This window comes from Pseudomonas sp. JS425 (genome assembly GCF_018223845.1).
Classification (GTDB): Bacteria; Pseudomonadota; Gammaproteobacteria; order Pseudomonadales; family Pseudomonadaceae; genus Aquipseudomonas; species Aquipseudomonas asiatica.
Map to the genome: position 1 here is coordinate 2,418,330 of NZ_CP073661.1, position 25,994 is coordinate 2,444,323.

Sequence of the window (25,994 nt, forward strand, 5' to 3'; positions counted from 1 at the left end):
ACAGGTACAGCACCAGCCCGGAGCCTGTGCAATTCCGGTGGGAGCGGGCGTGCCCGCGAATGCGTCTGTCAGGCAACACAAAAGATTGACCCTTTCGCAACAGCCCCATCGCAACCTTTGCTTCCAGATCAAAACTCATTGTCCCGCGCCCATCTTTTTCCCGTCCCCACGTCCCCCCGAGAATCCATCCATCCCAACCTTCCACAGGTGATTCTCAAATGCCTCTCGCCTTGTTAGCCCTGACCCTGGCGGCTTTCGCCATCGGCACCACGGAGTTCGTGATCGTCGGCCTCATCCCGACCATCGCCAATGATCTGGCAGTGACACTGCCTTCGGCCGGCCTGCTGGTAAGCCTTTACGCCCTCAGCGTCGCCATCGGCGCGCCCTTGCTCACCGCCATGACCGGCCGCGTCCCGCGCAAGCTGCTGCTGGTCGGCCTGATGGCGCTGTTCACCGCCGGTAACCTGGTGGCCTGGCAGGCGCCCAGCTACGAATCGCTGATCATGGCGCGCATCCTCACCGGCCTGGCCCACGGCGTGTTCTTCTCGGTCGGCTCGATCATCGCCACCAGCCTGGTGCCGAAAGAAAAAGCCGCCAGCGCCATCGCCACCATGTTCAGTGGCATGACCGTGGCCTTCGTCACCGGTATCCCGCTGGGTACCTTCATCGGCCAGCACTTCGGCTGGCGCGTGACCTTCCTGGTGGTGGCTGCCTTCGGCCTGGTAGCGCTGCTCGGCGCACTGCTGTTCGTGCCCAAGCGCATCCAGCACAGCCAGCCGGCACCGCTGCTGCGCCAACTGCGGGTGATGCTGCAACCGCGCCTGCTGCTGGTGTATGCCATGACTGCCGTGGGTTACGGCGGCTCGCTGATCGCCTTTACCTTCCTTGCCCCGATCCTGCAGGACATCGCCGGCTTCGGCGCCAACAGCGTCGCCCTGGTGCTGCTCGCCTACGGCGTTTCGGTTGCCCTGGGCAACATCTGGGGCGGCCGCCTGGCCGACCGCAAAGGCCCGGTCAAGGCACTGTCGATCATCTTCCTGCTGCTGGCCGTGGTGCTGCTGGCGCTGACCTTCACCGCGCCGCATCCGGTGCTGGTGGTAATCACCGTACTGGCCTGGGGCGCGGTGGCCTTCGGCAATGTGCCGGGCCTGCAGGTGTACGTGGTGCAGCAGGCGGAAAAGGTCGCCCCCGACGCAGTCGACGTGGCGGCCGGTTTCAACATCGCCGCCTTCAACCTGGGTGTGGCCGGTGGCTCCTTGGGCGGTGTCCAGGTGGTGCAACAACTCGGCCTCGGGCACACCCCATGGATTGCCGCGCTGGTCACCCTCGGTGCCCTGGCCCTGACCCTGTACAGCGGCCGCCTCGACCGCCGCGTACCTGCCCAGTCACAACCTGTCGTCAGCCGCGCCTGACCCCTGATTCGCCTTACGGAGATGCTCGCAATGGCTCAAGATCCACTGTTCCAACCCCTGCAATTCGGCGCCCTCAACCTGCCCAACCGCGTGCTGATGCCACCGATGACCCGCTCCCGCGCTGCCCAGCCTGGCGATGTACCGACCGCGCTGATGGCCGAGTACTACGCACAACGCGCCAGTGCCGGGCTGATCGTCAGTGAAGGCACCTGGATCTCGCCACTGGGCAAGGGTTACGCCCGCACCCCGGGTATCCACACCCAGGCGCAGATCGACGGCTGGCGCCTGGTCACCGAGGCTGTGCATGCCGCGGGCGGGCGCATGTTCGCCCAGCTCTGGCACGTCGGCCGCCTCAGCCACAGCAGCCTGCTTGGTGGCCAGGCACCGGTGTCGTCCTCGGCGATGCAGGCTGAAGGCGTGAATGTGTTCATCGACAATGCCGACGGCACGCCAGGCTTTGTCCAGGCTTCCAAGCCGCGCGCGTTGAGCGAAGCGGAAATTGCCGAGATCATCGAGCAATACCGCCAGGCTGCGCGCAACGCCATGGCCGCCGGTTTTGACGGTGTCGAGTTGCACGCGGCCAACGGTTACCTGGTCAACCAGTTCCTCGATTCCGGCGCCAACGACCGCACCGACCGCTTCGGCGGTTCGCTGGAAAACCGCCTGCGTTTCCTCGACCTGGTCACCCGTGCGCTGGTCGAAGGTACCGGCGACGCCCAGCGTGTAGGCGTACGCCTGGCGCCGCTGACCACGCTCAATGGCTGTGTCGACGCCGACCCGGTCACCACCTATACCGCAGCGGCCAAGCGCCTGGGCGAAATCGGCATCGGCTACCTGCACATTGCCGAAGCCGACTGGGATGACGCGCCGGACATGCCGGTGGACTTCAAGCAACAGCTGCGGGCGGTGTTCCCCGGGGTGATGGTGTATGCCGGCAAATACACCGGCGAACGTGCACGGCGCGCGCTGGAGGAGGGCTGGGCTGACCTGGTCGGCTTCGGCCGGCCATTCGTGGCCAACCCGGACCTGCCGGCGCGGCTGAAGCTGAATGCGCCCCTGGCCGAGCACGAACGGGCCACGCTGTTCGGTGGTGATGCCCATGGCCTGACCGACTACCCGGCACTGGCAACAGCCTGACCCCGATCGCTCCTCATGGAACTGCAAATGACTCATTGAGTTAGCAGGGACCCTGTGGGAGCGGCTTTAGCCGCGAACACCGGCGCAGCCGGTGCCATGCACCGCGTTGGATTCAGAGGGCTGGGCGATCTCCCAAAAAGACGGCATTTCGCCTGTCGTGTCTCACCTCTGTGCTTGAGCAGTGACGACTTGTTTGTGTCCTATATATGGACCAAAATATGGCTCTCTTTTGAGGGTGAAAACATGCAAAACATATTCGCTGACGTGGCCGTAAGCGTGTCGGAACTGAAAAAGAACCCATCCGCGGTGATGACCGGCGCTGCGGGTATGCCCGTCGCCGTGCTCAATCACAACCGCGTGATGGGTTACATGGTGCCGGCCGAACTGTACGAGGCCATGATGGAACGCTTGGAAGATCTCGAATTGAGCGAACTGGCCAAGTCGAGGTTGGGTGAAAAAGGCGTACCGGTATCCCTGGATGACCTATAAACTCGAATTCCTGCCTTCGGCACTGAAAGAGTGGGGCAAGCTAGGCCACACCGTGCGCGAACAGATCAAGAAAAAACTCGCCGAGCGCCTGCAGTCACCCAAGGTACAGGCCGACGCGCTGCGTGACCTGCCGAACCACTACAAAATCAAGCTCAAGGCCTCTGGATATCGCCTCGTCTATCGAGTCGAGGACGAGCGGATCGTTGTAGTGGTGGTATCGGTTGGCAAACGCGAGCGTAGCGAGGTGTATCGATCCGCTCAGAAGCGGTAAACATCATCACGGTGTAGCCATCCCTCTGTTCCTCGTTGCTATTCCATCAGCATCACAGCGTTGGCGTATTTTTCCTGGTCCGGTGTGAACGTTGTCAGCATGCCGGTGTGATTACAGGTCAGGGTGAGCTCTGTTCGCGTATCGATGAACAGATCCTCGCCGCGAAGGCCCTGCCATTGCGCCAGGTACTTGAACGAACCGTACTTCATCGGTTTCTTCAATGCGCGATCATGGCCACCTTTCCAACCTAGCACCGGGAGTGCGCCATCGGCGCAGTGCCGGGCAAGTTCTGGCTGGGCCAGAGCCCGCTCACGGCCAATCTCCCAGCAGCGGATCAAGCCCTCGTCGGGCCCCTTCCATGCTTCTTCCCAAGTGATCAAGGGGCGGATGGGGTGATGAATAGGGCGTCGAATGACCCCGGTAGCTCGATCCATGACTGAGATTGTCCGTAATGTTCAGTTGGGCTGGATGCTACTAATTGGCCACTATCGTGTCCAGTGCTCGTCGACCCCAGCTCTGCGTTCAGTCAAGGCTGTGCTGCAACGCCTCGATAAACACCTCTTCCGCGCGGCTGAAGCGCTGCTCCCTGTTCCACAACAGGTGGATATCCACATCGGCAATCCCTTCCTGCGGCGGCAGCTTCCACAGCAACCCGGCGTCTACATCCGGCGCTACCACATGCTCGGGCAGGCAACCTATGCCAAACCCGGCAATCACCAGCCGGCGTACCTCCTCAAGGCTTGGTGACGAGGCCACGATCCGCCCGGCAAACCCCTGCTGGTCGCGGAAAATGGTCAGTGGCGACAGCATTCCGCCAATCTGGTCACTGGTGAAACTGACGAAATTCTCCCGCTGCAGGTCGCCTTCGTCCTGGCCGAACAGGGCATGGTGCTTGCCACAGAAGAACGCATAGCGCTGGCGCAGGAACAACCGTTGCTCCAGCCGTGGCTGCGCACGCCGGTTAAGGCTGAGGCCCGCCGTGGCGGTTTTCTCCTGCAGGGCGGCAACGATGTCGGAGCTGCGCATCACGTCGATCTCCAGCTCCACCCGCGGGTGCTGGCGGTGGAAGTCGGCGAGGAAGTCGTCGAAGTGTTCGTTGACGATACGGCTGATCATCAGCAGGCGTACCTTGCCCACCAGTTCGTCCGCCGGTTGCTCCAGCAAGCCGCCGATCTGCGACATCTGCCCATAGACCTCGCCAGCCAGCTGGAACAGCCGCTCGCCCATTTCCGTCAGCACGAAGCGCGGCCCGCGGCGGGCGATCAGTTGGCGGCCAAGCTGTTCTTCAAGGCGCTTGAGCGCCTGGCTCACTGCCGGTTGGGTGAGGTGCAGGCGCGCGGCAGCACGGCTGATGGACAGCTCCTGGCCGATGACCCGGAAGGTGCGCAGCAGGTTCCAGTCGAGGCGGTCGTTGAGCAGACGGTCGGGCATGGCATGGCTCGATAATAAGCAAGGCTAATATTTCGAATAATAAATAGAAAATTGACTAATCATAGCCCCGGGCCGATAAATCGCAGATATCGAGGCCTGCCGAGTCGGTGCTGGCTTCTTCGCGGGCTTGCCCGCTCCCACAGGATCACCACGAGTTTCGAATGCTGCGCAGTACCTGTGGGAGCGGGCGAGCCCGCGAAGAAGCCAACACCGATTCAACAGGCCAAGCGCCACAAGAGCGCCCCCGTGCCCCTGACAACTCCTGCCAGAACAACAAGCAAAGGAGCCCCCATGAAGCCCACCGCTTCCCCCCAGCCACGCCGTGCCGCCGCCGCCGCGTTCATCGGTACCATGATCGAGTGGTACGACTTCTACATCTACGCCACCGCCGCCGCCCTGGTGTTCGGCGCGCTGTTCTTCCCCTCCGACAACAGCCTGTTCAGCACCATGGCCGCGTTCGGTACCTTCGCCGTCGGCTTCTTCGCCCGGCCGCTGGGGGGCATCGTTTTCGGCCACGTGGGCGACCGTATCGGCCGCAAGAAGTCGCTGGTCATCACCTTGCTGATGATGGGCATCGTCACCGTGGGCATCGGCCTGCTGCCGACCTACGCACAAATCGGCGCCACCGCGCCGGTACTGCTGATCCTGCTGCGCATCGTCCAGGGTATTGCCGTGGGCGGTGAGTGGGGCGGGGCGGTGCTGATGGCCGGTGAGCATGCACCCAAGGGCCGGCGCAACTTCTTCGCTTCGTTCGCCCAGCTGGGCAGCCCGGCGGGCCTGATCCTGTCGCTGCTGGCCTTCGGCGCGGTCACCCGCCTGCCGGAAGAAGACCTGATGAACTGGGGCTGGCGCGTGCCGTTCCTGGCCAGCGCGCTGTTGCTGCTGGTGGGCCTGGCGATTCGCCTGGGGGTGAATGAGTCACCCGAGTTCATCGCCAGCCGCGAGCAGGCGGAAAAGGCCCGGCGCAAGGAGCAGGCCCCGGTATTCGAAGTGTTGCGCACGGCCTGGCGCCCGCTGTTGCTGTGCATCGGTGCCAATACCCTGGGTATTGCCGGGGTCTACTTCACCAACACCTTCATGATCAGCTACACCACCACGCAATTGCACCTGGAGCGCTCCTTGATCCTGGAGTGCCTGTTCTTCGTGGCGATCATCCAGTTCTGCGTGCAGCCGTTGGCCGCCTGGCTATCGGAAAAAATCGGCGCCACCCGCTTCCTGGCCCTGGTCGCGTTGCTGGCGATGGCCTCGCCTTACCCGATGTTCGTGCTGGTCAGCTCGGGCCAGGGCCCGTTGATCGTGCTCGGCATCGCCCTGGCAGCCGCGTGCATGGCGTCGTTCTACGCGGTGATCGCCGGCTATGTCAGCGGCATGTTCGACACCCGCGTGCGCTACACCGCCATTTCCCTGGCCTACCAGATCTGCGGCGCCATCGCGGGCGGCCTGACCCCGCTGATCGGTACGTGGCTGGCCCACACCTTCACCGGCCAATGGTGGCCGATGGCGGTGTTCTACACCTTGATCGCAACCATTTCGCTGGTCTGCGTGCTCGCCCTGGCGCGCCAGTACGCCCGCAGCCAGCGCCTGGAACTGGCCTGATCGAACCGCTTTTTTCTGGAGTACCCGCACATGTTGAAAAGCAATGGCGAACGCCTGTGGGCGAGCCTGATGGCCATGGCCGAAATCGGCGCTACCGCCCGTGGCGGCAGCTGCCGCCTGGCCCTGAGCGACGAGGACAAGGCTGGCCGTGAACTGTTCAGCCACTGGTGCCGCGAAGCCGGCCTGACGCTGACTGTGGATGCCATCGGCAACCTGTTCGCCCGCCGCGCTGGCAGCGACCCCGATGCAGCGCCGGTGATGATGGGCAGCCACCTCGACACCCAACCTGAGGGCGGCCGTTTCGATGGCGTTTACGGTGTGCTGGCAGGCCTTGAAGTGGTGCGCCGGCTCAATGATCTGAACATCCAGACGCGCAAACCGCTGGAAATCGCCGTATGGACCAACGAGGAGGGCGCCCGCTTCACCCCGGCCATGTTCGGCTCGGCGGTGTTCACCGGCACCCTGGCACTGGACGAAGCGCTGGCCATTCGCGATGCCAATGGCATCAGCGTCGCCGACGAACTGCAACGCATTGGTTACGCCGGCCGGCGCTCGCTTGGCGGCCAGGTCGATGCCTATTTCGAGGCGCATATCGAGCAAGGTCCGATCCTTGAAGACAACGCCAAGGCCATTGGCGTGGTCAGCGGCGGGCAGGCTCTCCGATGGCTCGACGTCACGGTCGAAGGCATGGCCGCACATGCCGGCACCACGCCGATGCCGCTGCGCAAGGATGCCCTGTTCGGCACCGCACGGATGATCCAGGCGGTCGAGCAACTGGCTGCCGATTTTGTCCCTGAAGGCCTGACCACGGTGGGTGAACTGTCCATTGCCAAGTCCTCGCGCAACACCATTCCGGGGCTGCTGCAGTTCACCGTCGACCTGCGTCATCACCGGGATGAAGCCATCGAGGCGATGGAACGCGACCTGAGGTTGAAGCTGCAAGCCATCGCCAATCAGCGCGGGTTGCAGGTGCGTATCGAGCGCCACTGGACAAGCCCGGCCACGCCATTCGATGCCGATTGCGTAGCCGCCGTGCAGCAGGCGGTGGATGGCCTGGGCTATGCCCAGCAGTCGATCGTCAGCGGCGCCGGCCACGACGCCATCCTGCTGGCCCGCTACTGCCCGACCGCCATGGTGTTCATTCCCTGTGTCGGCGGCCTGAGCCACAACGAAGCCGAAGACGTGTTGCCCGACGACGCCCGCCAGGGTGCCGATGTACTGCTCAATGCCGTGCTGGCCCGCGCGGGCCGTATCGAACAGGGAGATGCCTGATGCGTTGTTACTTCCACCCCGAACAACTGCTGCACCACCCACGCAGCTACTACTCGCGCGGCGCCATGCGCACCCCGCAGGAAGTCCCCGAACGCGCCCAGCGCCTGCTGCAGGCGGCCAAGGATCTGGGCTTCGACATCCGTCAGCCGGAGGACGCCGGCCTCGAACCGCTCAAGGCAGTGCATGGCGAGGCCTACCTGGCCTTCCTCGAAGAGGCCCATGCGCGCTGGAAGGAAGTGCCCGAGGACTGGGGCGACGAGGTCATGTCCAACATCTTCGTGCGTGAACCCAACGCCTTGCGCGGCATCCTCGCCCAGGCCGGGCGCTACCTGGCTGACGGCAGCTGCCCTGTAGGCGAACACACCTGGCGCTCGGCCTATTGGTCTGCGCAAAGCGCAGTGGCCGGTGCCAAGGCCATTCTCGACGGCGAGCCGGCGGCCTATGCCCTGTGCCGGCCGCCAGGCCACCATGCGCGCTTCGATGCGGCCGGTGGTTTCTGCTACATCAACAACGCCGCTGTCGCTGCCCAGGCCTTGCGCAGCCGCTACAGCCGCGTGGCCATCCTCGATACCGACATGCACCACGGGCAGGGGATTCAGGAAATCTTCTACGACCGCCGGGATGTGCTGTATGTGTCGGTGCATGGCGACCCCACCAACTTTTACCCGGGTGTGGCCGGGTTCGCGGACGAGCGTGGCAGCGGTGCGGGGGAGGGGTACAACCTCAACTTGCCGATGGCGCATGGGGCTAGCGAAGCGGACTTCATGGGCCAGCTGGAGATCGCGCTGGCGGCGGTGAAGGACTTTGGCGCCGAGGTGCTGGTGTTGTCGCTGGGGTTCGATATCTACGAACTCGACCCGCAGAGCAAGGTGGCGGTGACGACTGAAGGGTTTGCGGTATTGGGCGAGCGGATTCGGGCGATGCGCTTGCCGTGCCTGATCGTGCAGGAAGGGGGGTATCACCTGGAGAGCCTGGAGGCGAACGCGCAGGCGTTTTTTGCCGACAAGGCGGACTGGCGATAAGTGCCAGGGGCCGGCAGCTGAGGAATGGCTGCCGGCCTCTTCGCGGGTGAACCCGCTCCCACGGGTACGCCATCGCCTTCGAGTGGTTGTTTACCGGTTAGCGGGTCGGGGCAGCCGAGGGCAATGCCATTAGTCCAGAATAAAGACACGGGGCAACTGATATTTTTGTCAGTTGTCCGGCTTCGGAGAGCGTGTGAGTCTGTCGCCGCAGTACAGGGAATTCACTGTTCTTTCGGAGATTGATCATGGGAAGTGTAAAAGTCGCCAACACCAATTTGCTCGACCTGCCGATCCTGCTGGATTATGCGGAGGTGGACTCAGATCGGGATGGCAAAGTTTCCAACGATGAGGTGTTGGAATATTTCAAAGGGCAGCTTGATCGCCTGCATTTTGAACGCGCTTACCTCGATGAGCAGCACAGGCTGCTGGAGGAAAAGCTCAAGCAGGTTGCCCAGAAGTTCACGTACTTACAGAAAAAATGCTTGGCTTTTAATGATACCAATCGTGATGGCTATATTTCGTTCGATGAGTTCAAGGCCGCACTGTCGAAGATTCCTGTTGCAGTAGAGTTGGAGTAAAGGCCTGGTAGGCTTCGAGCCTGACAGGAGGTTGTGCATATCGCTGGGCTGCTTTGCAGCCCATTCGCGAGATTGGCCCGAAACAGATGTAGGAGCAGCCTTGTGCTGCGAAGCGCCGCGCGGGCGGCGCTCAATCTCATAGGCGCTGAAGGTGTTGTGGCGAACACCCCGCAATCCGTTACACCCCACCCCGCCGCACATGCTTCACCAACACTTTCTCCAGCAACTCCCACATCGTCGGCTCGGTACTGAACGCCACGTTGAACCGCATCCACCCGGTCGCTTTGGCATCGACCATGAACAACTGCCCAGGCCCGAGCATGATGCCTTTCTCCAGCGCATCATCCAGCAACGCCGCACTGTCTGGAATCGCCGGGTGGCGGGTCCAGATATACATCCCTTCATCCGACTCGATGAACAGCTCGAAGCCCAACCGATGCAGATGCCGGCCAACTTCCTGGTGCGCCTCGGCCAAACGCTGGCGCAGGCGCTTGAGGTGCTTGCGCCAACGCCCGTCGATGATCGCGGCATACACCACGCGCTCCATCACCTGCGAAGTGGTCAGGCCAGAGCGCATCTTCAGGTGCAGCAGCTTCTGCATCAGCTCGGGGTTGGCCAGCATGTAGCCGACCCGCACATTGGGCGAAATGCTCTTGGAGTAGCTGCCCACGTATACCACCTGCTGCAGGTGGTCCAGGCTGGCCAGGCACGGCTGCGGTTCGGCGACCATGTCGGCGTACAGGTTGTTCTCCACCAGGCGGAAGCCGTGCTGGCTGGCCAGTTGCAGCAGGCGGTGCAGCTGCGGTAGCGGCGTGCGCGAGCAGGTCGGGCTGTGCAGGTGCGGCTGGGTGAAGAATGCAGTGGGGCGGTGGTGGGTGAGCAACTGTTCCAGCTGGTTCAGGTCGTAGCCGGCCGGTGTGCGCGGCACGCCGACCAGGGTCGCGCCCTGGGTGCGCAGGATGCTCATCAGGTTGGGGTAGCCGGGGTCGTCCACCAGCACCACGTCGCCCGGGCGCACCAGGGTGCGCGCGGCCAGGTCCAGGGCCTGGCTGGCGCCATGGGTAAGCATCAGCTGCGCCGGGTTGGCAACGATCGACAGTTCCTGCTGCAGGTTCTGTGCGGTCAGTGCACGCAGCTCCATCAGGCCCATGGGGTCGCCGTAGCCCGACAGCTCCAGCGGGCTGCCGGCCACCTGGCGCAGGCCGCGGCGCAGGCCGTCTTCATACATCCAGTCGTTGGGCAGCCAGCCGCACCCGGGCTTGAACGGCAATTGGCGGATTTCGAAGATCTGCTGCAGGTACCACTCGGAGTTGAACGTTGGTCGACTGGTGTCGGCCTCGGCGTTGTGCGGGTCGAGCAATTCGCCCGCCGCGCGGTTGACGAAGAACCCCGCATTGCCCCGGCTCACCAGCAGGCCCTGGGCGACCAGACGGTCGTAGGCCTCGACCACGGTGAAGGTGCTCACCGAATAGCTCGCGGCAAAGGCGCGGATCGAGGGGACCTTGGCGCCTGGCTTGAGGGTCTGGTTGTCGATCAGCTCGCGCAGCCCGTCGATGATCTGGTTCACCAGCGGGGTCGAGGAGTCTGGATGTAATTCGAACATTTGGGCCTTCAGGTTGCGTATCGCCCGGCGTTTGCAAGGTGTATTGCAAGGGCGACCTGTACAGTGCAGTGCGAGTTTCATGCCACTGTGCATGGCTCTCTGCGTCGGACATTTTTACATTAGGTGTCAGATATCGCCACCTAAAGCATGTTCAGTTCGCTCCAGGCGCCTGCCCTGGGGCGCGTCAGCAGGCCGCCATGGAAGGCCTGCGTGTGTTCGCTCACACCATCCTGCGCGCATTAGCACTGATGTACGTGAAACCGCCAGCCATCGGGGTTTCACAGTTTTCCTTGGATAAAAAGAAGCACGGGGTACACAACTGATGGACGCAACATCCACAACCACCACCGCGAAAAGCGGGCATGAGAGCAAGCTCAGTGCCTCGCTCAAGTCGCGCCACCTGACGATGATGTCGATCGCCGGGGTTATCGGCGGCGCCTTGTTCGTCGGTTCCGGCAGCGTGATTCACAGCGCCGGCCCAGCTGCTGTGCTGGCCTACCTGGCAGGCGGCATCCTGGTGGTACTGATCATGCGCATGCTGGGTGAAATGGCGACTTCCTCGCCAGACACCGGTTCGTTCTCCACCTACGCCGATCGCGCCATCGGCCGTTGGGCCGGTTTCACCATCGGCTGGCTGTACTGGTGGTACTGGGTCATCCTCATGGCCTGGGAAGCTTATGTGGCGGGCAAGATCCTGCATGGTTTCTTCCCCGACGTCAGCGTCAACGTGTTCGTGCTGGCCACGACCCTGTTGCTGATCACCGTCAACTTCTTCAACGTCAAGCACTACGGTGAGTTCGAGTTCTGGTTCGCCTTGATCAAGGTGATCGCGATTGTCTGCTTCCTGATCGTGTGTACCGCTGCCGTGCTGAACATCTGGCAGTTCGGTGAAGTGCGTGGCATCAGCCACCTCACCGCCGAAGGCTTCATGCCCAATGGCATCACTACAGTGATCGGTGCCTTGCTCGGGGTGATGTTCGCCTTCCTCGGTGCGGAAATCGTCACCATCGCCGCTTCCGAAGCCAAGGACCCGGCTGCGCAGATCGTCAAGGCGACCAACTCGGTGGTCTGGCGTGTGTGCCTGTTCTACGTGGGTTCGATCTTCCTGATCGTCTGCCTGGTACCGTGGAACGATCCGCACCTGGGCGTTTCCGGCTATGGCGCCTACCGCCGCACCCTGGAGCTGCTGGGCGTGCCGTATGCCGAGCTGCTGATGAACTTCGTGGTGCTGACCTCGGTGAGCAGCTGCCTGATCTCGGGCCACTACACTGCTTCGCGCATGCTGTTCTCCCTGGCCCAGCGTGGCGACGCGCCGTCGTTCTTCAAGATCACCCGCGCCGGCACCGGTGTACCGGTGTACGCGATCATGGGTTCGTGCGCCGTGGCCGTGGTGTGTGCGCTGATCAACTTCAGCGAGACCCTGCGCCCGAAAGACGTGCTGGAAACCCTGATGAACACCACCGGCATGATCGCCCTGCTGGTGTACCTGGTGATTGCTTTCTCGCAGCTGCGCATGCGCCGCAAGCTGGTTGCCGAAGGCAAGGAAGTACGCCTGAAGATGTGGCTGTTCCCATGGCTGACCTACCTGGTGATCGCGTTCATCGTGGCTGCTCTGGTGACCATGGCCTTCATGCCTGACTACCAGATCCTGGTGATTTCCACCGGTATCGCCGCGGCAATCGTGGTGGCGATGGGTGTAGTGCACCAGATCCGTACTGGCAAGCAGCACTAAGCGTCACTCGCTTCTCGAAACGGCCGGCTCCCTCGGGGACCCGGCCGTTTTGCGTTATTGGGCCAGGGGTATATGGCCGCCTGTTACATGGCATATGCTGAACACATTGCCCGCCCAAAGGAGCTTCACATGGCCTGGTCCGCCACCCAGTATTCGCAATTCGAAGACGAGCGTACCCGCGCGGTGCGTGACCTGCTGGCCACTGTTCCGGCACGCCCGGTACGCCACGCCACCGACCTGGGCTGTGGCCCTGGCAATTCCACCGAGGTGCTGCTGCAACGTTACCCGGATGCCCAGGTGACGGCCCTGGACAGCGACCCGGACATGATCGACAAGGCCCGCGAGCGTAAACGGCTGTGCATCCCCCGGGTGCGCACGGTCATCGCTGACATTGCCGGCTGGTCCGCCCCCGAGCCGCAGGACCTGATCCTGGCCAATGCCTCGCTGCAATGGGTACCCGACCACGCCTCGCTGTACCCGCACCTGGTGCGCCAGCTGAGCGAAGGTGCCAGCCTGGCCGTGCAGACCCCGGACAACCTGGATGAGCCGGCCCACCGGCAACTGCGCGAAATCGCCAGCCAGGGCCCCTGGGCGGCGAAGTTCGCCGATTTCCAGCTGCCGCCACGGCACAACGCGGCGTTCTACTACGATCTGCTCAGCCCGTTGTGTGCGCGGGTGGATGTGTGGCGTACCACCTATCATCACCCTTTGGCCGGCGGTGCCGAAGCCGTGGTGGAATGGTTCAAGGGTTCGGCCTTGCGACCGTACCTGGGGCGGTTGGAGGAGCAGGAGCAGGCGGATTTCCTGCAGATGTACCTGCAAGCGATGCAGCGCGACTACCCGCCGGCCACCGATGGCAAGGTGCTGTTGCCGTTCCCGCGGCTGTTCGTGATCGCTACCCGCTAGGACGGCGCCAGCACCAGGCCACGTAACCGTAGACGCCGAGGTTGAGCAGCAGCACGAACGTGCCCAGCAGCAGCTGGATGTGCGGTGTCAGCCCGGCGGGGTAGATCAACGGCCAGATGTAGTGCTCGACGAAGCCGCCCTGATAGCCCGCGTCACCAGCCGCGCTGCGCATGCGGTTTTCCCAGGTGGTCAGCGGGCAACCCAGGTGCAGGCATTCCACCGCCAGGCCCCAGGCCATCGCCGGCAGGTGCAGCAGCAGGGCAGGGCGCCAGCGCAGTACCAGCAGGCCGCCGAACAGCACCAGCAGGATGAAGAGCAGGTGCAGCAGGACCAGGGTGTCGGCGGCAAGGCGGTAGAGCATGGGTTGTGTGCCGAGGGTTGAGGTTATCCCAGCATAGTTGGGTTGCCTGTGCTGGCCTCTTCGCGGGTGAACCCGCTCCCACAGGTACTCCACAGAGCTTGAGAGCTGCCTGCATTGGTCTCCCACAGGTACCGTGCCAATCTGAGCCTTAGTGCGGCCCCTGTGGGAGCGGGTTCACCCGCGAAGAGGCCGGCACAGGCTTACAACCCTTCCTCCACCATCTGCAGGAAGGTCGCCACCACCCGCCGCGTGCGCTGCTCGCTCAGGCACACCAGTGTCTCGGTCAGGTGCCGCTGGCAATCGACGATCGGCAACGCGCACACCCGCGCATCCGCACCAAACTCAGCCGCCGACACCACCCCCACACCAATCCCCACCACCACCGCCTCCCGCGCCGCTTCCCGGCCTTCCACCTGGATCGCCGGGCGAATCCGCAGCCCGGCCCGTTGCATTTCTTCTTCCAGCGTCTGCCGCGTCACCGACCCGGGCTCGCGCAGCACCAGCGGCGTATCGTCCAGATCCGCCAGGCTGATCGCGCCGCGGCTGGCCCAGGGGTGCTGGTGCGAGACAAACGCCACCATCGGGTCGCGGCGCAGCGGCAGGCAGTGCAGCCGCTCATCGTCGACGTCCCGCCCCAGCAGGGCCAGGTCGGCCTGGTAGCTGAACAGCCGGGCCAGCGACTCGTCGGTGTTGCCGGTCTCGATCTTGACCTGGATGCCCGGGTAGCGCTGGCAGAAGCGGGCGATCTGCGGCAGCACGTGCACCGGCGCGTCCACCGCCAGCACCAGGCTGCCGGTGTGCAGCGCACGCGAATCCTGCAGCAGTTCATGGGCCTCGGCCTCGCAGGCGAAAAGGCGCTGGCTGATGCCCAGCAGGCGTTCGCCGAGGTCGGTGAGCTGCACCGAACGCTTGTTGCGGTGGAACAGCAAGACGCCGAAGCGCTCCTCCAGTTTGCGCACCTGGTCCGACACCGCGGGCTGGGTAAGAAACAGCTTTTCGGCGGCGCGGGTAAAGCTGCCGTGAACCGCCACGGCGTGGAAGGCCTTGAGTTGTGCGTGGGAAACCGACATGACGACCTCAGTAACAAGCTGGGCTTATGTGTGAAATACGATAAATCGATTTTATTTATCTTAGCGCAACTGTTTCCATGCATGTCAGCCCGACGCTGGCACCACAAGTGCCGACCAGGGCCATGGCACCCAAACGGCGCCATCTGACCCGATGACAGCCTCGTCATCGCTGTGCGTAACACAAGAACAAGACAGGCGTTTCTTCACATTCTGCCGGCACACTCAAGCAAGAGGTCAGACTTACATGAACCAATCCCTAGCCGCGTTCAAACGCTGGCGTATCCAGATTTTCGCCATTACCTGGCTGGCCTACGCCGCCTTCTACTTCACCCGCAAGGCCTTCTCGGTGGCCAAGCTGGGCATCGGTGAAGACCCCGACTTCATGCTCGACAAGGCCGCCATGGCCAACCTCGACGCCATCTACCTGGCCGCCTACGCCGTGGGCCAGTTCACCTGGGGCATGCTTGCCGACCGCTTTGGCCCACGCGTGGTGGTGCTCGGCGGCCTGCTGATTTCTGCTGTTGCGGCGGTGGTGATGGGCAGTTACGCCACATTCCCGATCTTCGCCACCTGCATGCTGGTGCAGGGCCTGGCGCAATCCACCGGCTGGGCCGGGTTGTGCAAGAACATCGGCAGCTTCTTCCCGGCGTCGCAGCGTGGGCGGGTGCTGGGCCTGTGGAGTTCCTGCTATGCCTTCGGCGGCCTGGTGGCCTCGCCGTTCGCCGGCTGGTGGGCCTATACCCTGGTCGGTACCTGGCACGCGGCGTTCTTCTCCAGTGCCGCGGTGGTGGCACTGGTGGCCGTGCTGTTCTTCTTCCTGCAGCGCAACAAGCCTGAAGACGTCGGCCTGCCGGCGGTGGAGCCCGAGCCACAGAGCATGGCCCCGGCCGGCAACCTGTGCAGCGTGTGGGCGCCCCTGAAGGAGATCATGCGCAACCGCACGGTGCTGACCCTGGGGCTGGCGTACTTCCTGTTGAAACCGGCGCGCTACGCCATCCTGCTGTGGGGGCCGGTGATCGTCTTCGAGCAGATGCCCTCGGTGGGCAAGGTGGGGGCAGCGATCATCCCGACAGCCTTCGAACTTGCCGGGCTGCTCGGCCCGATCATCATCGGCCTGGCCTCCGACAAGCTGTTCGGCGCCCGGCGCATGCCGGCCTGTGTCATCAGCCTGGTGCTGCTGACCGTGGCGCTGGCGGCATTCATGGCGGCCATGCACACCGGCAGCGTGATCCTGGTGGTGGCCCTGCTGTTCGTCATGGGCCTGACCCTGTACGGGCCGGATTCGATGATCAGCGGTGCTGCGGCCATCGACTTCGGCACCGCCAAGGCCGGTGCCACCGCAGCAGGTTTCGTCAACGGCTGCGGCTCGGTGGGGGCGGTGCTGGGCGGGCTGCTGCCGGGGTACTTCGATGGCGTCACGGTGTTCATCGTGTTTGCCGGCTGCGCGCTGTTCTCGGCGCTGGTGCTGCTGCCGCACTGGAACAGCCGCCCGGCCAGCGCTGCGCAAAGCACCGACGTGGCACCGAATACCAGCATGGCAATCAAGCCACTGCGTACCTGAAAGGAAAGCGAGCGAATGAGACCCTTCTGGCTGCAACAGGCCCTGGATTCGGCGCAAGAGGCGGTGTGCCCGCCGCTGCAAGGCGATGCCCGTTGCGATGTATGCATCGTCGGCGGCGGCTATACCGGGCTGTGGACCGCACTGATGCTCAAGGAAGCGGTGCCGGCCCTGGATATCGTGCTGATCGAGGCCGATATCTGCGGTGCCGGTGCCAGTGGCCGCAATGGTGGCTGTGCGTTGTCGTGGTCGGCCAAGTACTTCACCCTCGAGCGGTTGTTCGGGGTGGCCGAGGCGGTGCGCCTGGTGCGTGAGTCGGAGCGCAGCATCGGTGAGATCGGCGCGTTCTGCGCGGCCAATGGCATCGACTGCGACTACCGCCTGGATGGCACGCTGTACACCGCCACCAACGCCGCGCAGGTCGGCGCCACCGACGCGGTGATCGCCGCGCTGGAGCAAAAGGGGATCAATTCGTTTCGCCGCCTGCCGCTGCAGCAGCTGCAGCGCCTGGCGGGTTCGGCGCGGCACCTGGAAGGCTGGTTCTCGCCGGCCGCGGCCACGGTGCAGCCGGGCAAGCTGGTGCGCGGCCTGCGCCGGGTGGCCTTGCAGCGTGGCGTGCGCATCCATGAGGGCACCGCCATGACCGGCCTGGAACACGGCGCCCCGGTGCAGGTGCGCACGGCCCATGGCACGGTGCGCGCCGACCGCGTGGTATTGGGCCTGAATGCCTGGATGGCGCGAGCTTTCCCGCAGTTCGAGCGCAGCGTGGCGATTGTTTCCAGCGACATGGTGATCACCGAACCTTGCCCTGAGCTGCTGCACCAGATCGGCCTGGACAGTGGCATCAGCGTGCTCGATTCGCGGATATTCGTGCATTACTACCACAACACCTCCGATGGTCGGCTGATGCTCGGCAAGGGCGGCAATACCTTCGCCTATGGCGGGCGCATGTTGCCGGTGTTCGACCAGCCGTCGCCGTACCGGCCGCTGCTGCGTGAAAGCCTGGGCGGGTTCTTCCCGGCACTGGCGCAAGTGCCGCTGGCGGCCAGCTGGAACGGGCCGTCCGACCGCTCGGTGACCGGTTTGCCGTTCTTTGGCCGGCTGAACGGGCAGGGCAACGTATTCTACGGCTTTGGTTACTCCGGCAGCGGCGTCGGGCCGTGCCACATGGGCGGGCAGATTCTGTCGTCGCTGGCGCTGGGGCTGGACAACCCATGGACCCGTTCGCCGCTGGTCAAGGGGCCGCTGGGGCTGTTCCCGCCCGAGCCGATTCGCTACCTGGGCTCGCTGATGGTACGCAATGCCATCCGCCGCAAGGAGCGGGCAGAGGACCGCGGGCAGCGGCCGCGGAGGCTGGATGTGCGGTTGGCGCGGTTCGCGGCGGCGGCGGGCAAAGCCGATAAAGGCTGATGAGATTTCTTGTCGAACACAGGCCAGAGGGCGTATAAACTGCACCCACTTTTGGCCGGTCGCTTCCTGAACCGGCCGCTGAAACAAGAGAGTCGACATGGGCGCACAGTGGAAAGCCAAACATAAAGAAGCCGCGGCCAACGCCAAAGGCAAGATCATGGGCAAGCTGTCCAAAGAGATCCAGATCGCCGCCAAGTCCGGCGCCGACCCGGACATGAACCCACGCCTGCGCCTGGCCATCGAGCAGGCCAAGAAGGCCTCGATGACCCGCGAGACCCTGGAGCGCGCAATCCGCAAGGGCGCGGGCCTGGACGGCGATGCCGTGCAGTACTCGGCGGTAAGCTACGAAGGTTTCGCCCCGCACCAGGTACCGCTGATCGTCGAGTGCCTGACCGACAACGTCAACCGCACCGTCGCGCAAATCCGCGTGCTGTTCCGCAAGGGCCAGCTGGGTGCCAGCGGTTCGGTGGCCTGGGACTTCAACCATGTCGGCCTGATCGAAGCCACCCCGAACGGCGACGCCGACCCGGAAATGGCGGCCATCGAAGCCGGCGCCCAGGACTTCGAGGAAGGCGACGAAGAGGGTTCGACCTTGTTCATCACCGACACCACCGACCTGGACGCCGTGCAGAAGGCCCTGCCGGAGCACGGCTTCACCGTGACCTCGGCGAAGATCGGCTACACCCCGAAGAACCCGGTGAGCGCGGCCAGCCTGAGTGCCGAGGCGCTGGCCGAGGTGGAAGCGTTCCTCGAAGCCATCGACGAGAACGATGACGTGCAGAACGTTTATGTCGGCCTGACTGACTGATCTGCTTCTCTGGGGCCGCTTTGCGGCCCATCGCGACACAAGGCCGCTCCTACAGGGGAACGCATGACCCATGTAGGAGCGGCCTTGTGTCGCGAAACGAGGGCAAAGCCCTCGCCAGCGGTCTGGAGCCGAACCCCGATGAACCCCGCTTTCGCCTCCCTCAGCCTCGCCCACCTGCGCACCCTCGACCACCTGCTGCAGCTGAAGAACCTCAGCCACGCCGCCGAGCGCCTGGGCGTCAGCCAGTCCGCCCTCAGCCGCCAGCTGGCCCATTTGCGCGAAGCCTTCGACGACCCCTTGCTGGTACGCCAGGGCCGCGGTTACGTGCTCAGCGAACACGCCGAAGCCCTGGTCGAACCCCTGCGCCAGGTTCTCGAGGAGCTGCACGCCCTGCGCCAGCCCGCGGTGTTCGACCCGGGGCGCTGCGAGCGGCGTTTCTGCTTGGCCGCTTCGGACTACGTGGCCGAGCATATGCTGCCGCTGCTGGTGGCGGCGCTGGAGCGCGAAGCGCCGGGTGTATCGCTGGAGTACCGCACCTGGCAGGCCGGCCAGTACGCCTTGCTGGCCAGTGGCGAGATCGACCTGGCCACCACCTTGTTCGACGAGTCGCCACCCAACCTGCACGGTCGGCTGTTGGGCGAGGACCGGGCAGTGTGCCTGATGCGCCACGACCACCCGCTGGCTGTCCACGGTGCGCTCAGCCAGGCCGACTACCTGGCGCACAAGCATGTGCGTATTTCCGGCGGAGGCGACAAGGACAGCTTCATCGACCGCCACTTGCGCGCCCAGGGCCTGCAACGGCGGGTCAGCCTGGAAGTGCCGTTCTTCTCGGCCACCGTGCAGGTGATTGCCAACAGCCAGGCGCTGGCCACCGTGCCCGAGCACATCGCCCGGCAGCTGTGCCGCCTGCATGACCTGGCCTGGCGGCCGTTGGGTTTCATCGACCACAGCCAGCGCTACTGGGTGGTGTGGCACCAGCGCCTGCAGGCCTCGGCCGAACACCGCTGGTTGCGCAACCGGGTGTTCGAGTTGTGGCGCCAGTCGCAGTTCGGTGTGCAGGGCGGGCATGCGGGTTTGCCATAGCAGGTATGCGCGAGGTGGGGTTATTCACTTCGGGATAGGTGCCTAGACTGGGGCATTGTGTTGCCTGTACCGGCCTCTTCGCGGGTAAACCCGCTCCTACAAACGATGCAATACCTGTGGGAGCGGGCGTGCCCGCGAAGAGGCCAGCACAGGCAGCGAAAAACCCCACAGGAGACCCCAGGTGACCCCCGAACAATTCCGCCAATACGGCCACCAACTGATCGACCTGATCGCCGACTACCGCCAAACCGTCGGCGAGCGCCCGGTCATGGCCCAGGTCGAGCCCGGCTATCTCAAGGCCGCCTTGCCCGCTCAGGCCCCCCGGCAAGGCGAACCTTTCGCAGCGATCCTCGACGACGTCAACCAGTTGGTCATGCCCGGCCTGTCCCATTGGCAGCACCCGGACTTCTACGGCTACTTCCCCTCCAATGGCACCCTTTCGTCGGTCCTCGGTGACTTCCTCAGCACTGGCCTGGGCGTGCTGGGCCTTTCCTGGCAGTCCAGCCCGGCCCTGAGCGAGCTGGAGGAAACCACCCTCGACTGGCTGCGTCAGCTGCTCGGCCTGTCTGGCCAATGGAGCGGGGTGATCCAGGACACCGCATCCACCAGCACCCTGGTGGCGCTGATCTGCGCACGGGAACGCGCCAGCGATTACGCACTGGTACGCGGCGGCCTGCAAGCCCAGGCCAAGCCGCTGATCGTCTATGTCAGCGCCCATGCCCACAGCTCGGTGGACAAAGCCGCATTGCTGGCCGGTTTTGGCCGCGACAACATACGCCTGATCCCGACCGACGAACGCTACGCTCTGCGCCCGGAGGCCCTCCAGGTTGCGATCGAGCAGGATTTGGCCGCTGGCAACCAGCCTTGCGCGGTGGTCGCGACCACCGGCACCACCGCCACCACGGCCCTCGACCCACTGCGGCCGATCGGCGAGATCGCCCAGGCCCATGGCCTGTGGCTGCATGTGGACTCGGCCATGGCCGGCTCTGCGATGATCCTGCCGGAATGCCGCTGGATGTGGGACGGTATCGAGCTGGCCGATTCGCTGGTGGTCAACGCGCACAAGTGGCTGGGCGTGGCCTTCGATTGCTCGATCTACTACGTGCGCGACCCGCAGCACCTGATCCGGGTCATGAGCACCAACCCCAGCTACCTGCAGTCGGCGGTGGACGGCGAGGTGAAGAACCTGCGTGACTGGGGTATCCCGCTGGGCCGCCGGTTCCGTGCGTTGAAGCTGTGGTTCATGCTGCGCAGCGAGGGGGTCGAGGCGTTGCAGGCGCGGCTGCGGCGTGACCTGGACAATGCCCAGTGGCTGGCCGGGCAGATCGGCGCGGCGGCGGAGTGGGAGGTGCTGGCGCCGGTGCAGTTGCAGACATTGTGCATTCGCCATCGGCCGGCGGGGCTGGAAGGGGAGGCGCTGGATGCGCATACCAAGGGCTGGGCCGAACGGCTGAATGCGTCCGGGGATGCCTATGTGACGCCGGCGACGCTGGATGGGCGGTGGATGGTGCGGGTGTCGATTGGCGCATTGCCGACCGAGCGGGAGCATGTCGAACAGCTCTGGGCGCGCTTGCAGGAAGTGGTCAAGGGCTGAAACTGCCGGGGCCGCGTTGCGGCCCATTCGCGGGCAAGCCCGCTCCCACAGGATCGCATCAAGGCTCAAGCTGACACGGTACCTGTAGGAGCGGGCTTGCCCGCGAAAGGGCTCCCACAGGGATCGCACAAGGCTTGAAGCCTATACGGTCAAGGTAGGAGCGGGCTTGCCCGCGAAAGGGCTCCCACAGGAACCGCACAAGGCTTGAAGCCTATGCGGTCAAGGTAGGAGCTGGCTTGCCGGCGAAAGGGCTGCAGAGCAGCCCCCTGCAATCTCAGTTGCTCACCGCCTGAAAGCTCCCTTTACGGCTAGCTTCATACGCGGTCTTGTCCATCGGCTTGGCATCGGGGTTACCCAGGTCTTCCATCGCCAGGCGATGGGTTTCCGGGGCGATGTACGCTGCCAGGGCACACACGCAGGTGATGAAGAACGCCAGGCTACCAACCACCAACGGGATGTTGTCCGAACCGGGCGGGGCTACCAGGGCGAACAGCGCCGGCAGCATGGCGGTCAGCATGGTGCCGATGTTCTGCGCGATGGCCATGGCCGAAACACGGTAGCGGGTGTGGAACAGCTCTGGGTAGAAGCTTGGGAACACCGCGTTGTAACCCTGGTACACCATGCCCCACATCACGATCGACGAGGCGAACGCCAGCGGTACGTTCTGGATGCTGATCGCATACAGGTAGACGAAGGCAAGCAGGCCAGAGCCCAGGCAACCGGCGATCATGGTCGGGCGACGGCCAATCTTGTCGGACAGGTTGCCGACAAACGGAATCACCAGCACCGCGACGATGTTGCCGACTACCGGAATCCACAGGTACACGCTCTTGTCGAAGCCGATGCCATAGGCCGGTTGCACCGCGTAGGCCGCACCGAAGATGGTAGCGACCACCGGGATCACGTTCATCAAGGCCATGAACATCACCAGCACCATGTGCTTCCAGCTGTGGCGGAAGGCCTCGCTGATCGGCGACTTGGCGACCTTGTCCTGCTTCTCTTCCTTCACGAACGCCGGGGTTTCGTGCACTTCCTTACGGATGATGAAGCCGGCGATCAGCACGAAGGCGCTCAGCAGGAACGGAATGCGCCAGCCCCAGTCGTTGAAGGCTTCGCTAGGCATGAAGTAGGCCAGTGGCAGGAACACTGCCGCCGCCAGCACCTGGCCAGCCTGCACGCCTTGCAAGGTGAAACTGGCGTAGTAGCCCCGTCGACCGAACGGTGCGTGCTCCATGATCATGGAACTGGCTCCGGAGATTTCCCCGGCCACGGCAAAGCCCTGGACCAGGCGCAGCACCACCAGCAACGCCGGGGCGAGCAGGCCGATGTCGTGGTAGGTGGGCAGCAGGCCAACGGCCATGGTCGACAGGCCCATCAGGAACATGCACAGCAGCAGTACGTTCTTGCGGCCGCGGGTGTCACCCCAGTGGCCCAGCACGAAGGCGCCGACCGGGCGCGCCAGGTAACCCACGCCGTAGGTGGCCAGCGAGGCGATGATGGCCATTTTCGGGTCGGTGTTGGGGAAGAAGATCTGCGGGAAAATCAGCGCAGCAGCCTGGGCGTAGATGAAGAAGTCGTAGTATTCGAGTGCCGAGCCTATCCATCCACTGGCAGTCGCTTTCTTGGCTTGAGAGCTGGAGTGAGCCATCGTTGTCTCCGTTGTTATTGTTGTTTGCACAGGTTCCGCCGGAGATTCGCCAAGGCAGGAGGCGAGGGTCGGTGTGCCTGCGTCTGTGGTTCATGTTGACCACGGGCCAGTGGGCTGGCAATTCGCTAAAACCGGTTTTGTTCGATAATCGAACGCAAAACTAACCATTCCGTACAAAGAGATTGAAGCGACGACTTTACCTGCGAATAATCGATCGTGCCAGGAACTGTGGCGCTGATTTTCCAGGTCCTGCCCTGGCCTTGATCCTCTAACAACAAGGAACTCCCGCCATGCAGCGTTCGATCGCTACCGTGTCCTTGAGCGGCACCCTGCCGGAAAAGCTCGAAGCCATCGCCGCCGCCGGTTTTGACGGCGTCGAGATCTTCGAAAACGACCTGCTCTATTACGCCGGCAGCCCGCGCCAGGTACGGCAGATGTGCGCCGACCTGGGTATTGCCATCACCCTGTTCCAGCCGTTCCGCGATTTCGAGGGTTGCCGCCGCGACCGCTTGCAGAAGAACCTCGACCGCGCCGAGCGCAAGTTCGACCTGATGCAGGAACTGGGCACCGACCTGGTGCTGGTGTGCAGCAACGTCCAGGCCGATGCCCTGGGTGAAGAGCAATTGCTGGTCGACGACCTGCGCCTGCTGGCCGAGCACGCTGGCAAACGCGGCCTGCGCATTGGCTACGAAGCCCTGGCCTGGGGCCGCCACGTCAATACCTACCAGCAGGTCTGGAACCTGGTGCGCCAGGCCGACCACCCGGCCCTCGGGGTGATCCTCGACAGCTTCCACACCTTGTCGCTCAAGGGCGACCCGAGCGCGATCCGCGATATCCCCGGCGACAAGATCTTCTTCGTGCAAATGGCCGACGCGCCGATCCTGGCCATGGATGTGCTGGAGTGGAGCCGCCACTTCCGCTGTTTCCCGGGGCAGGGCGAGATGGACATGGCCGGTTTCCTGGCGCCCATCCTTGCCACCGGCTACCGCGGGCCGCTGTCGCTGGAAATCTTCAACGACGGCTTCCGCGCCGCACCGCCCCGGCAGAATGCCGCCGACGGCCTGCGTTCGCTGCTGTATCTCGAAGAGCACACCCGCCTGCGCCTGGAGCAGGAAGGTACCTCGATCGAGCCCGGCGTGCTGTTCACCCCACCGGCGGCCAGTGCCTATGACGGCGTAGAGTTCCTCGAATTTGCGGTCGACGAAGCCGTCGGCGCGCGCCTGGGCAGCTGGCTGAAGCGCCTGGGCTTTGCCGATGCCGGCAAGCACCGCAGCAAAGAGGTGCAGTTGCTGCGCCAGGGCGATATCAACATTGTGCTGAACGCCGAACCCTATTCCTTCGGCCACAACTTCTTCGAGGCCCACGGGCCGTCGCTGTGCGCCACCGCGCTGCGGGTCAAGGACCAGCAAGCCGCCCTGAAGCGCGCCACCGCCTTCCGTGGCCAGCCATTCCGTGGCCTGGTCGGGCCCAACGAGTGCGAAGTGCCGGCGGTACGTGCGCCAGATGGCAGCCTGCTGTACCTGGTGGAGCAGGGCACTGCCGGCCAGACCCTGTACGACACCGACTTCAGCCTGGACAAGAACGCCACCGCCACCGGCGGCCTGCGCCGTATCGACCACATGGCCCTGGCCCTGCCGGCCGAGTCGCTGGACAGCTGGGTGCTGTTCTACAAGAGCCTGTTCGATTTCGAAGCCGATGACGAAGTAGTGCTGCCGGACCCGTACGGCCTGGTCAAGAGCCGCGCGCTGCGTAGCCAATGCGGCACCCTGCGCCTGCCGCTGAACATCTCGGAAAACCGCAACACCGCCATCGCCCATGCGCTGTCCAGTTACCGTGGTTCGGGCGTGCACCACATCGCGTTCGATTGCGACGACATCTTCCGCGAAGTGGCGCGGGCCAAACTGGCCGGGGTGCCGTTGCTGGAGATCCCGTTGAACTACTACGACGACCTGGCGGCGCGTTTCGATTTCGACGACGAGTTCCTCAGCGAACTGGCCTACTACAACGTGCTGTACGACCGCGATGCCCAGGGCGGCGAGCTGTTCCACGTGTATACCGAGCCGTTCGAAGAGCGTTTCTTCTTCGAGATCATCCAGCGCAAGGGGGGGTATGCCGGTTACGGTGCGGCCAACGTTGCGGTGCGCCTGGCGGCCATGGCCAAGGCCCGCAGCGGGGCGGCGCGCAAGCCGGTCCTCTGAGCCCGGCGCGGTCCCTGTAGGAGCGGCCTTGTGTCGCGATGGGCTGCAAGGCGGCCCCAGGATTCATGCGGTGCTGCTGAAATCCTGGGGCCGCCTTGCAGCCCGTCGCGACACAAGGCCGCTCCTACACCGACCGCGTATGCTTCAAGGGCGTTCGGCCACCAACAGCAGCGACTGTGGCAGCGCACTCTGGGGGTGCTGTGGCTCCTGCAGGCTGACCAGCCGCAACCCCGCCATGTCCAGCGCGCTCAGCCAGCTGGCCAGGGTGCGGAAGTACCACGGCATCACCTGCCAATCCCCGCCGAACCCGGCAAACGACTCTTCCCGCCAGCCATCCTGGTAATCGCCATCCGCCACGCTCCACGGGTGCAGGGTCTGGATCACCAGCGCACCGCCGGGCGCCAGCAACGCATTCATCGCCGCCAGCAGCGGGATGATGTCCTGCTGCAACAGGGCGAAGTTGGCACAGATCAGGTCATAGTCCTTGCCAACATAGGCCTGCGCAGCGGCCAGCTGGGCATAGCTGGCCAGGTGTACCTCGGCGGAACCCGCAGCACGCGCGGCATCCACCAGCGCCCGGTCACCGTCCACACCTACCGCCTCGACACCCCGGTCGCCCAGCGCGCGCAGCAGCCAACCTTCACCACAGCCCAGGTCGAGCACCCGTTCGGGCTGGCGGCCAAGAATGGCCAGCAGGATGGCCTGGTCGGTAACCTGGCGACGGCTCTCGATACTGCCGCTGCGCACCGCATCGATCCAGGCCTGGGCGTTGTGCTGCCAGCTGTCGAGCAAGGCGTCTTCAGGGTTGCGCATGT

The 25,994-nt window shown here is 64.3% G+C and carries 23 protein-coding genes and 1 pseudogene; 17 read left to right on the forward strand and 7 right to left on the reverse strand.

The annotated features are described in order from the left end of the window. Positions 1–218: 218 nt before the first annotated feature. The 4 genes from KDB76_RS11130 (at position 219) to KDB76_RS11145 (ending at position 3,309) form a co-directional block, all read left to right on the forward strand. Positions 219–1,412 carry an MFS transporter gene (locus KDB76_RS11130; RefSeq protein ID WP_038409288.1) on the forward strand — a complete coding sequence of 398 codons (1,194 nt, stop codon included), beginning with the start codon at positions 219–221 and terminating at the stop codon, positions 1,410–1,412. A gap of 30 nt (positions 1,413–1,442) precedes the next feature. After that, positions 1,443–2,549, forward strand: coding sequence for an alkene reductase (locus KDB76_RS11135; RefSeq protein ID WP_031325095.1), 1,107 nt, complete (start codon positions 1,443–1,445; stop codon positions 2,547–2,549). A gap of 243 nt (positions 2,550–2,792) precedes the next feature. Then, positions 2,793–3,038: a type II toxin-antitoxin system Phd/YefM family antitoxin gene (locus KDB76_RS11140; protein WP_013972043.1), complete on the forward strand. Its 246-nt coding sequence runs from the start codon at positions 2,793–2,795 to the stop codon at positions 3,036–3,038. Next, positions 3,028–3,309 (forward strand): type II toxin-antitoxin system RelE/ParE family toxin, encoded by a 282-nt coding sequence (locus KDB76_RS11145; RefSeq protein WP_003259987.1) that lies wholly within the window; start codon positions 3,028–3,030, stop codon positions 3,307–3,309. Before KDB76_RS11140 ends, KDB76_RS11145 begins: the two co-directional genes overlap by 11 nt. A 38-nt stretch (positions 3,310–3,347) precedes the next feature. On the opposite strand, the gene KDB76_RS11150 is transcribed toward KDB76_RS11145, so the two are convergent. Continuing rightward, a complete protein-coding gene (locus tag KDB76_RS11150) occupies positions 3,348–3,743 on the reverse strand; it encodes a hypothetical protein (protein ID WP_023662326.1) in 396 nt (131 codons plus the stop codon). 88 nt (positions 3,744–3,831) lie between these two features. After that, complete coding sequence (locus KDB76_RS11155; protein ID WP_038409290.1) at positions 3,832–4,740, reverse strand: LysR family transcriptional regulator; 909 nt, start codon at positions 4,738–4,740, stop codon at positions 3,832–3,834. A 291-nt stretch (positions 4,741–5,031) separates the two neighbouring features. Between KDB76_RS11155 and KDB76_RS11160 the strand changes: the two genes are divergently transcribed. From KDB76_RS11160 to KDB76_RS11175, 4 genes are all read left to right on the forward strand, one after another. Further along, positions 5,032–6,336 (forward strand): MFS transporter, encoded by a 1,305-nt coding sequence (locus KDB76_RS11160; protein WP_013972046.1) that lies wholly within the window; start codon positions 5,032–5,034, stop codon positions 6,334–6,336. 30 nt (positions 6,337–6,366) lie between these two features. After that, on the forward strand, positions 6,367–7,608 hold the full coding sequence (locus KDB76_RS11165) for a Zn-dependent hydrolase (protein WP_013972047.1): 1,242 nt from the start codon (positions 6,367–6,369) through the stop codon (positions 7,606–7,608). Continuing rightward, positions 7,608–8,630 (forward strand): histone deacetylase family protein, encoded by a 1,023-nt coding sequence (locus tag KDB76_RS11170; RefSeq protein ID WP_013972048.1) that lies wholly within the window; start codon positions 7,608–7,610, stop codon positions 8,628–8,630. The genes KDB76_RS11165 and KDB76_RS11170 overlap by 1 nt, the downstream gene beginning before the upstream one ends. Before the next feature lie 245 nt (positions 8,631–8,875). Continuing rightward, complete coding sequence (locus KDB76_RS11175) at positions 8,876–9,208, forward strand: EF-hand domain-containing protein (protein ID WP_038409291.1); 333 nt, start codon at positions 8,876–8,878, stop codon at positions 9,206–9,208. A 178-nt stretch (positions 9,209–9,386) separates the two neighbouring features. Here KDB76_RS11175 and KDB76_RS11180 read toward each other — a convergent pair whose 3' ends face one another. After that, entirely contained in the window at positions 9,387–10,811 is a 1,425-nt protein-coding gene (locus KDB76_RS11180; protein ID WP_013972049.1) for a PLP-dependent aminotransferase family protein, read from the reverse strand. Between the two features lie 197 nt (positions 10,812–11,008). Between KDB76_RS11180 and KDB76_RS30065 the strand changes: the two genes are divergently transcribed. The 3 genes from KDB76_RS30065 (at position 11,009) to tam (ending at position 13,449) form a co-directional block, all read left to right on the forward strand. After that, complete coding sequence (locus tag KDB76_RS30065; RefSeq protein ID WP_023661944.1) at positions 11,009–11,134, forward strand: hypothetical protein; 126 nt, start codon at positions 11,009–11,011, stop codon at positions 11,132–11,134. Next, positions 11,134–12,543 (forward strand): amino acid permease, encoded by a 1,410-nt coding sequence (locus tag KDB76_RS11185; RefSeq protein WP_013972050.1) that lies wholly within the window; start codon positions 11,134–11,136, stop codon positions 12,541–12,543. Before KDB76_RS30065 ends, KDB76_RS11185 begins: the two co-directional genes overlap by 1 nt. A 129-nt stretch (positions 12,544–12,672) precedes the next feature. Next, positions 12,673–13,449 (forward strand): trans-aconitate 2-methyltransferase, encoded by a 777-nt coding sequence (gene tam, locus KDB76_RS11190; RefSeq protein WP_038409292.1) that lies wholly within the window; start codon positions 12,673–12,675, stop codon positions 13,447–13,449. Here the strand turns inward: tam and KDB76_RS11195 are convergent. Then, positions 13,439–13,810 carry a DUF2784 domain-containing protein gene (locus KDB76_RS11195; protein WP_038409294.1) on the reverse strand — a complete coding sequence of 124 codons (372 nt, stop codon included), beginning with the start codon at positions 13,808–13,810 and terminating at the stop codon, positions 13,439–13,441. The genes tam and KDB76_RS11195 overlap by 11 nt on opposite strands. A gap of 200 nt (positions 13,811–14,010) precedes the next feature. Beyond that, entirely contained in the window at positions 14,011–14,880 is an 870-nt protein-coding gene (locus KDB76_RS11200) for a LysR substrate-binding domain-containing protein (protein ID WP_013972053.1), read from the reverse strand. A 244-nt stretch (positions 14,881–15,124) separates the two neighbouring features. Here KDB76_RS11200 and KDB76_RS11205 point away from each other — a divergent pair. The 5 genes and pseudogenes from KDB76_RS11205 to KDB76_RS11225 all read left to right on the forward strand — a co-directional run. Further along, positions 15,125–16,372, forward strand: a pseudogene (locus KDB76_RS11205) (MFS transporter); the annotation flags it as partial. Between the two features lie 84 nt (positions 16,373–16,456). Further along, positions 16,457–17,848 carry an FAD-dependent oxidoreductase gene (locus KDB76_RS11210; protein ID WP_024086771.1) on the forward strand — a complete coding sequence of 464 codons (1,392 nt, stop codon included), beginning with the start codon at positions 16,457–16,459 and terminating at the stop codon, positions 17,846–17,848. A 97-nt stretch (positions 17,849–17,945) separates the two neighbouring features. Further along, a complete protein-coding gene (locus KDB76_RS11215; RefSeq protein ID WP_013972055.1) occupies positions 17,946–18,656 on the forward strand; it encodes a YebC/PmpR family DNA-binding transcriptional regulator in 711 nt (236 codons plus the stop codon). A 138-nt stretch (positions 18,657–18,794) separates the two neighbouring features. Continuing rightward, entirely contained in the window at positions 18,795–19,739 is a 945-nt protein-coding gene (locus KDB76_RS11220) for a LysR family transcriptional regulator (protein ID WP_038409295.1), read from the forward strand. 181 nt (positions 19,740–19,920) lie between these two features. After that, positions 19,921–21,333 carry a DOPA decarboxylase gene (locus KDB76_RS11225; protein WP_038409297.1) on the forward strand — a complete coding sequence of 471 codons (1,413 nt, stop codon included), beginning with the start codon at positions 19,921–19,923 and terminating at the stop codon, positions 21,331–21,333. Between the two features lie 274 nt (positions 21,334–21,607). On the opposite strand, the gene KDB76_RS11230 is transcribed toward KDB76_RS11225, so the two are convergent. Then, positions 21,608–22,981 (reverse strand): MFS transporter, encoded by a 1,374-nt coding sequence (locus tag KDB76_RS11230; RefSeq protein WP_013972058.1) that lies wholly within the window; start codon positions 22,979–22,981, stop codon positions 21,608–21,610. Between the two features lie 290 nt (positions 22,982–23,271). Between KDB76_RS11230 and quiC the strand changes: the two genes are divergently transcribed. After that, positions 23,272–25,179, forward strand: a complete 1,908-nt coding sequence (gene quiC / locus KDB76_RS11235; RefSeq protein WP_038409298.1) for a 3-dehydroshikimate dehydratase QuiC — start codon at positions 23,272–23,274, stop codon at positions 25,177–25,179. A gap of 144 nt (positions 25,180–25,323) precedes the next feature. Here the strand turns inward: quiC and KDB76_RS11240 are convergent, their stop codons facing one another. Beyond that, a complete protein-coding gene (locus KDB76_RS11240; RefSeq protein ID WP_038409300.1) occupies positions 25,324–25,992 on the reverse strand; it encodes a methyltransferase domain-containing protein in 669 nt (222 codons plus the stop codon). Positions 25,993–25,994 lie beyond the last annotated feature (2 nt).